11 protein-coding genes are annotated in these 12344 nt (G+C 54.4%); 6 read left to right on the plus strand and 5 right to left on the minus strand.

The features are described 5' to 3' along the window. The first annotated feature begins 108 nt into the window (after positions 1–108). From hemB to RKA07_RS13015, 3 genes are all read left to right on the plus strand, one after another. Entirely contained in the window at positions 109–1125 is a 1017-nt protein-coding gene (hemB, locus tag RKA07_RS13005) for a porphobilinogen synthase (RefSeq protein ID WP_310966502.1), read from the plus strand. Between the two features lie 66 nt (positions 1126–1191). Continuing rightward, complete coding sequence (ppk1, locus tag RKA07_RS13010; RefSeq protein WP_310966503.1) at positions 1192–3333, plus strand: polyphosphate kinase 1; 2142 nt, start codon at positions 1192–1194, stop codon at positions 3331–3333. Positions 3334–3355: 22 nt separating this feature from the next. Further along, entirely contained in the window at positions 3356–4642 is a 1287-nt protein-coding gene (locus RKA07_RS13015; protein WP_310966504.1) for a DUF945 family protein, read from the plus strand. 60 nt (positions 4643–4702) lie between these two features. On the opposite strand, the gene coaD is transcribed toward RKA07_RS13015, so the two are convergent. The 4 genes from coaD to RKA07_RS13035 form a co-directional block, all read right to left on the minus strand. After that, entirely contained in the window at positions 4703–5185 is a 483-nt protein-coding gene (gene coaD / locus RKA07_RS13020) for a pantetheine-phosphate adenylyltransferase (RefSeq protein ID WP_200202261.1), read from the minus strand. Positions 5186–5294: 109 nt separating this feature from the next. Beyond that, entirely contained in the window at positions 5295–6887 is a 1593-nt protein-coding gene (locus RKA07_RS13025; protein ID WP_200369785.1) for a GMC family oxidoreductase, read from the minus strand. Positions 6888–6953: 66 nt separating this feature from the next. Continuing rightward, positions 6954–7589 (minus strand): hypothetical protein, encoded by a 636-nt coding sequence (locus RKA07_RS13030; protein ID WP_310966505.1) that lies wholly within the window; start codon positions 7587–7589, stop codon positions 6954–6956. 70 nt (positions 7590–7659) lie between these two features. Further along, complete coding sequence (locus RKA07_RS13035) at positions 7660–9105, minus strand: coniferyl aldehyde dehydrogenase (protein WP_310966506.1); 1446 nt, start codon at positions 9103–9105, stop codon at positions 7660–7662. A gap of 178 nt (positions 9106–9283) precedes the next feature. Between RKA07_RS13035 and RKA07_RS13040 the strand changes: the two genes are divergently transcribed. Continuing rightward, positions 9284–9964, plus strand: a complete 681-nt coding sequence (locus RKA07_RS13040) for a TetR/AcrR family transcriptional regulator (protein ID WP_200202257.1) — start codon at positions 9284–9286, stop codon at positions 9962–9964. Positions 9965–10127: 163 nt separating this feature from the next. Here RKA07_RS13040 and yihA read toward each other — a convergent pair whose 3' ends face one another. Next, on the minus strand, positions 10128–10766 hold the full coding sequence (yihA, locus tag RKA07_RS13045; RefSeq protein WP_200202256.1) for a ribosome biogenesis GTP-binding protein YihA/YsxC: 639 nt from the start codon (positions 10764–10766) through the stop codon (positions 10128–10130). A 173-nt stretch (positions 10767–10939) separates the two neighbouring features. Between yihA and RKA07_RS13050 the strand changes: the two genes are divergently transcribed. Both RKA07_RS13050 and RKA07_RS13055 read left to right on the plus strand, forming a co-directional pair. Then, positions 10940–11548, plus strand: a complete 609-nt coding sequence (locus RKA07_RS13050; protein ID WP_200202255.1) for a c-type cytochrome — start codon at positions 10940–10942, stop codon at positions 11546–11548. A 145-nt stretch (positions 11549–11693) separates the two neighbouring features. Continuing rightward, positions 11694–12329 carry a thiol:disulfide interchange protein DsbA/DsbL gene (locus RKA07_RS13055; RefSeq protein ID WP_200202254.1) on the plus strand — a complete coding sequence of 212 codons (636 nt, stop codon included), beginning with the start codon at positions 11694–11696 and terminating at the stop codon, positions 12327–12329. Positions 12330–12344 lie beyond the last annotated feature (15 nt).

The raw sequence follows: 12344 nt of genomic DNA on the forward strand, positions 1-12344 counted from the left end.
GGTAGCCTGCAACCAGCAGCCCCGGAGGTGTATGATGGTGTCAACGGTGCCGCCAGGGTGCCAGGATTTCCAGTCCTACTCATTATTGTGCCATTCAGGAGGCTTTCTGTGTCTTTATCAACGCCACGTGTTTTTCCAGCTACCCGTTTGCGTCGCAATCGCGCCAGCGATTTTTCCCGTCGGCTGGTAAGGGAAAACCAACTGACGCCAGACAACCTGATTTACCCGGTTTTTGTACTGGAAGGGGAAGGACAGCGCGAGCAGGTGCCATCCATGCCGGGGGTGGATCGCCTGAGCATTGATTTGTTGGTTGAGCAGGCTGCAGAGCTGGTGGAGCTGGGGATTCCTGCAATAGCCCTGTTTCCAGTTGTGTCTGCGGAGAAAAAGAACTTGTCCGGCTCCTGGGCCTGGGATTCCGACGGGCTGGCACAGCGGGCTGTTCGGGCACTGAAAAAGGCTTATCCCGAGCTGGGCGTTATCACGGATGTGGCACTGGATCCGTTCACCACCCATGGCCAGGATGGCATCATCAATAACGAAGGCTATGTGCTGAACGACGTTACCGTTGAAGCCTTGGTTAATCAGGCGGTTTCACACGCTGATGCCGGTGCAGATATCGTTGCGCCCTCCGATATGATGGATGGCCGTGTTGCTGCCATTCGTGAGGCGCTGGAATCCGCAGGACATATTAATACGCGTATTCTGGCCTATTCTGCCAAGTATGCTTCCGGTTATTACGGCCCATTCCGGGACGCCGTCGGTTCGGCCGCCAATCTGGGAAAAAGTGATAAGACCACCTATCAGATGGACCCGGCCAACAGCAATGAAGCGATTCATGAAGTGATGATGGATCTTGCCGAGGGCGCTGACATGGTGATGATCAAACCCGGCATGCCGTATCTGGATATTGTGCACCGGATAAAAACCGAACTGCAGGTACCAACATTCGTGTACCAGGTTAGCGGCGAGTACGCTATGCATATGGCGGCGGAGCAGAACGGCTGGCTTGACGGAGACACTGTCATGATGGAGAGCCTGATGTCGATGCGCCGTGCCGGAGCAGATGGCATTCTGACATACTTCGCCGTGCGAGCCGCCCGCCTGATGCGGGACAAGCAGCGCTGAGGCTGTTAACGGACTACCCCTTGTCGGGAAGAGGCAGGGGGGTAATCAGACAGGAAATCAAAGGCCATGAGAGCGGAAATTGTCAGAAATCTCACAGCAAGCGGGGGGCAGAGCGTACCCGCTCCCATAGACCTTCCAGCTGAAGGTGAAGTGATTGATCTGGACGCCAGTGAAAACTACTTCAACCGTGAGCTGAGCCAGCTTCAGTTCAATTATCGAGTATTGAAGCAGGCGCTGGATACCACTCATCCGCTGATTAACCGGCTGATTTTTTGCTGTATTTTTAGCAGCAATATGGACGAATTCTTCGAGATTCGGGTGGCAGGGCTGCGCCAGCAGATCAAATACGGCCGGGAAACCCTGGGCGCTGATGGGATAATGCCGGAACAGGCGCTGAGCGAGATCAGCCGCATCGCCCATGAATATATCGACGAGCAGTACGACATTCTGAACCATGTGCTGATTCCCGAAATGGAGCAGCAAAACATTCACTTTGTGCGGCGTATGGAATGGACGCCGGAACAGGCAGAGTGGGTGCGCAATTATTTCGATGAAGAAATTCTGCCGGTGGTCAGCCCTATAGGACTGGATCCTTCACACCCTTTCCCCCGGTTGGTTAACAAAAGCCTGAACTTTATTGTTGAACTTGATGGCAAGGATGCCTTTGGTCGTGAAACAGGCATGGCTATTGTGCCGGCGCCGCGCTCCCTGCCCAGGCTGGTGCGTTTACCGGATGAAGTCTGCAACGGCGGAGAGAACCTGGTTTTTCTGTCTTCAGTGATCCACGCCCACGCTGATGAGCTATTCCCGGGTATGGAGGTCAAGGGTTGTTATCAGTTCCGGCTCACTCGCAACGCCGACCTCGAGTTGGAAGACGACCTTGAAGATCTGGCGTCTGCATTGCGCGGTGAGCTGCTCAGCCGGCGTTTCGGTGATGGTGTTCGGCTGGAGGTGGCGGATAACTGCCCTCAGGAACTCGTGCAGTTCCTCCTCACGGAATTCGGCCTCGGGCAAAGAGATCTGTATCAGGTGAACGGTCCGGTTAACCTCACACGATTGATGGCGGTGACCGGATTGGTGGATCGCCCTGATCTGCTATATTCCAGCTTTTCGCCCACCATACCCCGGCAGATCCGCAGCAAAGAAACCATATTTGATGCCATACGGAAACGGCCAATATTGCTGCATCATCCATTCCAGAACTTCAGCCCGGTTGTGGATTTGCTGCGTCAGGCCGCGAAGGACCCCCAGGTGCTGGCTATCCGCCAGACCTTGTACCGCACTGGCGCCAATTCGGAGGTTGTTGAAGCACTGGCCGATGCGGCCAAACGCGGTAAAGAAGTGACTGTGGTGGTCGAGTTGCGGGCCCGGTTCAGTGAGGCGGAGAACCTGGAGCTGGCCAGCCGTTTGCAGGAAGCCGGCGTGATCGTGGTGTATGGCGTTGTGGGCTATAAAACCCATGCCAAGATGATCCTGATTGTACGCCGTGAAGAAGGTCGGTTGCTCCGCTACGTGCACCTGGGAACCGGAAACTACCATGCGGTGAATGCTCGGCTTTATACCGATTACAGTTTCATGACCTGTGATGATTCCATTGGTGACGATGTTAACAAAATCTTTCAGCAGTTAACCGGTATGGGGAAGGCTCTGAAGATCAAGAAGCTGTTCCATGCCCCGTTCACCCTCCACAAGCGGTTGCTCAGCTTGATTGAGCGTGAGACAGCGTTGGAAGAAAAAGGCCGTATCATTTTCAAGATTAACGCCTTGACAGAGGTGCAACTGATCAAGGCCCTCTATCGTGCTTCCCAGGCCGGGGTGCAGATTGATTTGATAGTGCGTGGTATCTGCAGTATCAGGCCCGGGGTTCCGGGCCTCTCGGATAATATTCGTGTGCGCTCCATTGTGGGGCGGTTCCTTGAGCACACACGGGCTTACTATTTTGGTAACGACGGTAAGCCTGACGTGTACTGTTCAAGTGCAGACTGCATGGAACGCAACCTGCTAAGCCGGGTTGAAATTGCGTTTCCAATTGAGGACCCGGATCTGGTAGCGCGGGTGCGCGAAGATCTGGATACTTATCTGGAGGATAACTGCCAGTCCTGGATGTTGCAGCCCGATGGCAGTTACGTTCAAAATCAACTGGCCGAGGGTGAGGAGCGAGTGGCCTCGCAACTGGTTCTTCTGGAGCGCCTGACGGGCAAATCCTGAAATTTTCAGACGGAGAGAGTTCTTGAAAGCAAAATGGATCATTGGCGGTGCAGGTGTTCTGGTTGTCGCTGGCGCAATGCCATGGGTCGTGGGTTATGTAACCGAACAGCAGTGGCAGGAGGTTACCCATGAGCTGAATCAGTCGCAGCCATTTATCCAGATGCAGACGGATAACTATCGCAGGGGCTTTTTCGGCTCGGACATGAGTGGAGCCGTAACCATGGTTGACCCTGAGAGTGGTCAAACCCGCCGGATAGCTTACCGTGCCGGCGTCACCCATGGCATAACCGGTAGCTTTATGAATTTCGTGCCCGTTGATGGTTGGACACCGCAAGGCGCCGACTGGTTTCAGGAGCGGCCAAGGCTGACTCTGGAAACGCGCCTCTGGGGTACGGCTGTGCTGGAGCTGGAAGCGCCGGCTATGGCAATCACTAACCCGGAGAGCGGTGAATCACTGAGAGCCAGCGGCGGTGTTGCGCGTATTGAAATAAGTGACACAGGATCCCAGGCTGAAGCGCTGATTGTCTGGCCACAGGTTAGTCTGTCCGGGCGGGATATGAGCATCCGGGTTAATAATTTCCGGGTTGAACAGAGCATGGCTCATCTGGTGGGTGGCGTCTGGACCGGAACCATGGAAGCGTCGATAGGCTCTGTTGAATTGACACCTGCTGAGGCCTCCACGGTAACCATCGAGGGATTGCTCGCTCGCAGCAGCACCGAGGCGAAGGGCAAGGCGCAGCGCCTGGATTCCCTGTTATCGATTGAGGCGAAAAAGGTTCGTTATCAAGATCAGGCCTACGGCCCACACAAGCTGGCGTTCGCTCTGGAAAACCTCGATGTTGCCAGCTGGAACAGCTTAAGCACCAGTATGGCTGAACTTCAGGGCATGGTGTTGGCACCTGATGCCGGAGGTCGCGAAACCTTTGAGCGGCAGATGGAAGCCATGGGGCAGGTGAATACGGCAATGAGAAATCTGGCAGCAGCAGGGTTTTCGATGGGCGTTCCTGAGTTGTCTTTGGACACGCCGGAAGGAGCAGTAACCGGCAACCTGGTGCTCAGCCATCCAGAACTGACTGAAGATCAGAAAGAGAGCATGTTGATGGTGATGCAGCAGCTCAATGGAAGTATGAATTTGAGTTTGCCTGCCGTGCTGGTGGATGAATACCCGGCAGTGCGTATGCAGTTTGCGCCACTCATCAAAGAAGGTCTGTTGGTGCCCGATGGCGACCGGTTGGTGCTGGCAGCAAAACTGGCCGGCATGGTGGTTGAGGTTAACGGCCAGGAAATCCCCTTGCCACCGGTGTTTTAAAGCGGTTCAAGGCAACAAAAAAGCCCCACGAAGGGGCTTTTTGTTGCCGCCTGATAGACATCAGGCTTCACTGAATTTCTTTTTCAGAGCTTCTGCCACAACCGGGTCCACGAACTCCGATACATTCCCGTCCAGAGAGGCAATTTCCCGGATCAGGCTCGAGGAGATGTAGGAGAGGTGATTGGACGGCGTCAAGAACACGCTTTCCAGCTCCGGAGCCAGGCTGCGGTTCATGTCTGCAAGCTGAAACTCATATTCGAAATCGGATACTGCTCGCAAGCCACGGAGAATAACCGTGGCATTCTGGTCGCGGACAAAATCGGCGAGCAAATAGCTGAAACCGGTCACACTCACGTTCGGAATGCCAGCCGTTGCCAGCCGCACCAGTTCGCAGCGCTCCTCCAGATCAAACAGAGGCTGCTTCTTGGAATTGTAGGCAACGGCAACCACCACTTCATCAAACAGGTTACTGGCCCGCCTGATCAAGTCTGTATGGCCGTTAGTAATAGGGTCAAAGGTGCCCGGGTAAATGACTTTAGGCATGCACAGCTCCTTTTTTAACAGGCGCCCAGAGTATCAGTATTCAAAGAGTTTCTGTAGGCCGGGTGGCAAGCCCTTCACTGGCGTGAAGAACAGTGCCAACCATGGAGAATCAGGCTTTCAACCGTTGTGCCAGTCGAGAGCTGTTTCTCGCCGCCAGGGCATAAACCGAGAGCTGAGGATTTGCTCCAATGCTGGTGGGGAAAATCGATGCGTCGTGCACGCTGAGATTGCTCACGTGATGATGCTCACCAAATCCGTTGACCACAGACTCTTCCGGATTGCTCCCCATGGCGCAGCCGCCCATCTGGTGAGCGGTGAACAGGCGAACCCGGTGAGGCTCCATGGCAAAGCCGTCAATAGCAGCCTTGGCGTCGGCCCAGGTGGAATACCAATCCGAGTCAAGGTGCATCAGGCGCACTTTGTCTGCGCCCGCGGCAAACTGGATTTCAGCCATGGTGTAGAAAGCTCTACGAAGGCCTTTCCAGAGATAGTCGCTTACCGGGTAATCAAGCATCGGGCTGCCATCGTCACGAAGTGAAACAGTGCCGCCAGGGCTGTCCTCATGAAAACCATCACGCACCAGAGCGATAACTGACTGCATCCAGGGTAAGCCGGCCAGGTTTTTAGCTTGTTCGTCGCCATGGCCCGGCACAACTCCTGCCGACATGGCCGGGTGTAAAGGAGGCACCTCCAGCTTGTAGCCTGCATCGCCATCTACGCCGTTGCTAAAGTTGAACTCGTCGGAATATACCGACTGGGGTGCACCATAGAATGGGTCAACCAGCTTGGGCATTTGTGCAACGCTGGCGTTAACGGGGTGAATAAATGAGCGCTTGCCAACCCGTTCATAGGGATCGGGCAGTTTGGAACGTAGCAGCAGGCCGGGTGAGCCTATGGCACTTGCGGCAACCACAAAGTGCCTGGCTTTGAGTGTTACCGTAACGCTGGTAGGCGTGATGCCATCGCTGGCCATAGCTGTGGCTTCGAGGGAGTCAATTCGATCCTGATTCATCACAAAACGTTCGGCGCGCAGCCCGTGGTACATACTTGCATTGTTATCTAGCGCGCCCGGGATGGTTGTCATCAGTGCGCCTTGTTTGGCATTGGTAGGACAGCCTACACCGCAGTACCCGAGGTTCCAGCAACCTTTGACGTTGCGCGGGATAATCTGCCAGCTAAAGCCGAGCTTCTCGCACCCCTGTCGCAAAATGTCGTTATTGAGGTTGGGGGCCGTATCCCATGGGGCCATGGAATGGCGGGTCTCTCGGCCGTCGAACCAGGGTGCCATGGCTTCCGGGCTTACCCCGTCCAGACCAAATCGCTTGCTCCAGTAGTTCAGTGTTTCATCCGGGGTGCGGAAACTGCTGGTCCAATTGACTGTCGTTGAGCCGCCCACGCAGCGCCCCTGCAAAATAGCAATGGCACCATCTTTTGTAGTGCGACTCATGCCTTCCTGATAGAGGTTTGCGTAGGACGTAAGCTCGTCCATTTTGAAGTCTTTCTGGTAATACAGGCGACCTTCTTCCACCAGGATAACGGACAAGCCGCTTTTGGCCAGAATTTCAGCAGTGGTGCCGCCACCTGCACCGGTGCCGACAATAACGACATCTGCTTCAGCAGTATGATTTTCAGTAAGCGTGGCGCCGTCGATAACTTTCCAGCCAGACTCCAGGCCTTGGGCGATGCGATCGTTGAACGACATGGATGGTGGTTCCCCTTTTGGGTTAGATGGCAGTCAAAATAGCGGGCTAAAACAGCTGGCGGAGCGTCAGGCGCTGCGGAATTGCGGCAGGGCCTGAACCGCCCAGTCGGGTGGCCCCGGATAGCCTGAAAGCTGCCAGTTCTCCTGATGGCCGTAAAATGCCACGTTGCTTATTTTTGTCAGCGCCATATAGCCATTGTTGAAAAGGCCAATGCTGCTTGAACGCCAGCGCTGAAGGAATGCATCAGCTTGCTCCGCAGTGGCGTCGCGCCAAGCTGGCCAAACTCGGGCTATGGTGACACGCGTAAGACCAAAGTTGAGCAGGTCAAACAATTGCCTGAGCTCTTTCTGGTTCGCGGGGCCAAATTTGTGAATGCCCAAATCAATGCGTTCGACGGTGCCTGCAATTGCGATGCGTCTCGCGTTAGCTTGTTCTGGAAGCGCAGAGCCGAGGATGGCCGGGAGCAGGGCTTCTAATAGTTCTATGTCATCAGCGGACAAGAACTGGAATTGGTAACGCGCATCCATGCGGGTGTCGACAGCACCAAGGCGGCCGGCGGGTGCTGTTGCACAGCCACTGAGGCCGGCAGTCAGGCTCACGGTGCCCAAAAAGAGCGCGCCCCCAAGGCCGGTACGAAGAAAGCTGCGCCGGTCGAGGCAAAGAGAATCCAGTTCGTCGGTTGGAGAGAGGGGGTCAGTCATAATCGGCTCGCTCTTGTTTTGGAGTAGGCGATTACCGGGGCGAATGGGCCCCGGTTGCAGTGCAAGGTGCTTAACGGATGAAAAGCTTGTAAATCATTCTGTGGGCAGATGTGCCATATGGGGGGTATACAAATTTGCCACTGTTAAACTTCTGTTTTGCAAAAATTGCGCGCTGGTGTGAGAAGGTCAAAAAACCTTCCTTGCCATGGTAATGGCCCATGCCGGAATCCCCTACACCGCCAAACGGCAGGTCATCCTGAGCGACGTGCATCAGAGAGTCGTTTATGCACATGCCGCCAGACAGGGTTTTATCGGTCACTTGGCTCTGCTGTTCGCGGTCGTAACCGAAAAAGTACAGGGCTAGAGGGCGCGGGCGGTCATTGATGAACTGTATGGCCTCATCAAGATTGTCATAGCTTACAATCGGAAGGATCGGGCCAAAGATCTCATCTTGCATGAGCTTCATCTCCGGTGTTGTTTTCAGCACCAGGGTCACCGGGATCTTCCGGGTACCATCACTCATGTTCTCTTTTGCAGGATTGATCTCTATCAGCTCGGCGCCTTTGGCCCTGGCATCCTCGAGGTAACCTTTCAAACGATTGTACTGGCGCTCATTGATAATGGCGCTGTAGTTGTCGTTATCTCTTATTGAGGGGTACATTTCAGAGAGCTGGGCCCGAAACTCGTCTACAAAGGCCTGTGTGCGATCAGCCGGACAGAGCACATAGTCTGGCGCCACACAGGTCTGGCCTGCATTGAAGGCCTTGCCGAAAGCGATGCGCTGGGCTGCGTCTTCAAGCGGGACATCCGGAGAAACTATGGCAGGTGACTTGCCGCCTAACTCCAGGGTAACCGGTGTCAGATTCTCGGAAGCAGCGCGCATGACCAGCTTGCCTACAGAGGTGGAGCCGGTGAATAGCATGTGGTCAAAAGGTCGCGCTGAAAAATCGGCTGCAACATCGGCTTCGCCATTAATAACGGCGACCAGGTCTTCCGGGAAAGTGGCTTCAATAAGTTCTTTGAACAGTGCGGATGTGTGAGGGGTGAACTCAGACATCTTGATCATGGTTCGGTTACCCGCTGAAAGAGAGGCAACAAGCGGCCCTACGGCCAGATAAAGTGGGTAGTTCCAGGGCACGATTACGCCGACCACGCCTTTTGGCTGATAACAGACTTTGTTGCTGGCAGGTTGAAAAAGGATGGAGACGTGCCGGCGGGAAGGCTTCATCCAGCCGCCGAGATTTTTCAGGGTGTAGTTGATTCCCTGGATGGAGGGCATCACCTCTGCAATCAGCGATTCATCTCGCGAACGACAGGAAAAGTCCCTGTCAATGGCATCCAGAATGCGATCCTGATAGGACAACAGGGCCTGCTTGAGGCGCTCCAGGTTTTGCTTGCGCTCGGCCAGCGTCGGCGATGGGTGATCGTGAAACGCTTTTTTCTGTATCTCAAACACCCGGTGGGTCTGTTGAATGTGACTTTGGCTCTCTGAGAGCTGAACAACGCTGGCACCCATGGTGTCCTCCTCTTGGCACCGCCGCACAAGGGCGGCGGCCCGATGTTATTTTGGTGGCGAAAAAACGCTCAATTTGCACTGTACGGTATTATTAGAGTATATACTCTAGGGAGTCAAGCGACTCCGATGGCCAATTGGGCCATCTGTGAGCTGCAAAACAACAAACGTCGATGAGCTTATGAAAACCAGAGACAAGATCTTACTGTCGAGCCTTGAGCTGTTTAACGAGCAAGGTGAGCGGAACGTTACAACCAACCATATTGCAGCGTACCTGGCGATTTCGCCGGGCAATCTCTATTACCACTTTCGTAATAAGTCCGACATCATTTACGAGATATTTCAGGAATACGAAAAGCTGGTGGATTACTACCTTGATATTCCTGAAAACCGGCCGCTGAATCTGGACGACATGACGTTTTATCTGGAGTCTGTTTTTGACGGGCTATGGAGTTACCGGTTTCTTCATCGGGATCTTGAAAACCTGTTGGACAGGGATCAGCGCTTACGAAATGACTATCGAGAGTTCACAGATCGATGTCTGGCGGCCATAAGCAGAATTTTCGAGAAGCTGGCGGAAGGCGGGGTTCTGGAGCCTCAGCCCGATACGCTTCGAGCCGCCATGTCGCTGAACGTCTGGCTGATTGTCACCAACTGGATGGCGTTCCTGAAAACCGCACACGGTGAAAAGGCGTCGGCATGTCTGACTCTCCGTGAGCTGAAACAGGGAATTTATCAGGTGCTGACGCTTGAGATCCCTTATGTGACGCCGGTTTATCGTGAGCAGGTTCTGGAGCTCAGGGAGAAGTATCGACCAACCATGCCGGAGCAGGAGGGTGAACGCGAAGTTTCGGTGGGCTAAATCCAGGTGCCTGCTTCGGAACTTTTCCGGGCGGTTAGTGTCCTAGTGTGTGGCGCGGGCAATTCGGACGTTTCCGGCGCCCCCTGAGTGAGTTCTCAGGTTTTAACACGTCGCAAACCCTGACGTTTTACCGGCCTGTTTTCGCAGGCCGGTTTTTTCTTCGCTATTGAGTGCTTTCTGCTGAATCTTCCAGCCAGTCTGTCAGTGCCGACCGGCACTCATCAACGCCGCGTTTGGATGTTGACGAGAACATAATCAAATGCTCAACACAGGAAAACGCCTTCAGCTTTTTGGCGATCTCCAGCATGGCGGTTTTTGCTTGCCCGAATTTAAGTTTGTCGGCTTTGGTGGCCAGAATCATCAGTGGCAGCTTGTTATGTTCGCACCATTCCACCATCATTTGATCGAATTCGGTGAGCGGGTGGCGAATGTCCATCACCAGAACCAGGCCTCTCAGGCATTGGCGTTGGTTCAGGTATTGTCCCAGGTGCTTTTGCCAGTCATCTTTCATGTCCCGGGATACTTTCGCATAGCCGTACCCAGGTAAATCCACCAGCCGGGCGTGCTCGCGATTCAGGGAAAAAAAGTTGATCAGGCGCGTGCGACCGGGTGTTTTACTGGTGCGGGCCAGCTTCCCGTTCGCGGTAATTGCGTTCATGGCACTGGACTTTCCTGCGTTTGAACGCCCGGCGAAGGCGACTTCTGCGCCTATATCTGGTGGGCAGTCTTCCAGCCGGGGGGCGCTAATCAGGAAGCGAGCGCTGTTAAAAGAGATGCTTTTTTGAGTCAGGTCAGAGTCCACAGCGGTTGGCTTTCCTTTGGATTTCAGTTATTAGAGATTAATGTATAATGCTACACCAATTCCGGGCGGTACGCTTGGCGTAACCGCTGTCAGCCCTGGTCTTGAGCCTGACTGAACAGCGCCTGCCGGCTGTAAACCAAGAATATATTCGAGATGAGAGAAGCGGAGCGAGCATGAAGAAACTGATCGCAGGATTTGTTTTCGGCGTTGGCCTTACAGCAATGGCGCATGGGGCAGGTAATCCTGAAGCGGGAAAACAGGCAGCGGCAGCTTGCCAGGCCTGTCACGGTGAAGGTGGGGCAAAGCCAATCATGGGGTCCTATCCGAAAATATCCGGGCTGGGTGAAAGGTATCTGTTTGACCAGTTGGTGGCCATCCAGGAAGATTCACGTCCAATTCCTGAGATGACAGGCCAGCTTACTGGCAAGTCAAAGCAGGACCTGCAAGATCTGGCAGCATATTTTGCGCAACAAAAAATGGTTGTCAGTCAGGCTGATCCGGAGTTGGTCGAGAAGGGCGCCGCACTTTACCGCGGTGGAAACATGGCCTCTGGTGTTCCTGCGTGCGCAGCCTGCCACAGCCCTCAGGGCAAAGGCAACGAGCCGGCCGGGTATCCTCACATCGGTGGCCAGAATGCCGAGTATCTGGCCAAGCAGCTGGAAGCCTATCGCGATGGCACCCGTGCTAATGGCTCTCACGCGGCGATCATGGTGGATGTCTCTGCCAGGCTGACCGATGCAGAAATCGAGGCCGTTTCCAGCTACATTTCTGGACTGAACTGATCCAATCGTTCACGGCCTGACAAAAACCCCGCCCAGTGCGGGGTTTTTCGTCTGTCGAACCTGTAATCCGCAAGCAGTGGAACTTTTCAGGTTTGGCGGGTCATAATTCCCCTATAACGACATTTATAAAATCTGGAGATATTTCATGTTTCGAGCATTCAGAACGGTTGGTCTGCTGTTGGCGGCCCTGGCTGTTTTTGGCCAAGCCAATGCGGATGACTGGCAGGAAGGCGTGCATTACAAAAAGCTGGATACTCCGGTGCGCACAGACAGTGGTACCGACATTGAGGTGGCAGAAGTATTCTGGTACGGCTGCCCGCACTGCTACGACTTCAAGCCTCTGGCCGAAAGCTGGGAGGCCAATGCTCCGGATTATGTGAATTATGTACGTATACCTGCGGCTCTGGGTCGTTCCTGGGCGCCCCACGCACAGGCGTACTATGCGCTTGAAGCAATGAACTCGCTGGATAAAGTGCATGATGCCCTTTTTGAGGCTCTGGCAGGCCAGCGTCGACCGTTGAATGATGGTGAGTCTCTGGCTGACTTTGTTGCGGGTTATGGTGTGGATCGCGAAGAGTTCCTGAATAACTACAACAGTTTTGGTGTTAATGCGCGTATGCAGCAGGCGCAGGCCAAAATCCGGGGCGCGCGAATTACCGGCACACCGACTATGCTGGTAAATGGCAAGTACACGGTCAGTGCGTCCATGGCGGGTAGTCTTGAGGCATCGCTGGCGGTTGTGGATTATCTGGTGGAGAAAGAGCGGGCTGCGAATCCGTAACGCATGCCTCGCCTG

This window comes from Marinobacter xiaoshiensis (assembly GCF_031631795.1).
GTDB classification, from domain to species: Bacteria; Pseudomonadota; Gammaproteobacteria; order Pseudomonadales; family Oleiphilaceae; genus Marinobacter; species Marinobacter xiaoshiensis.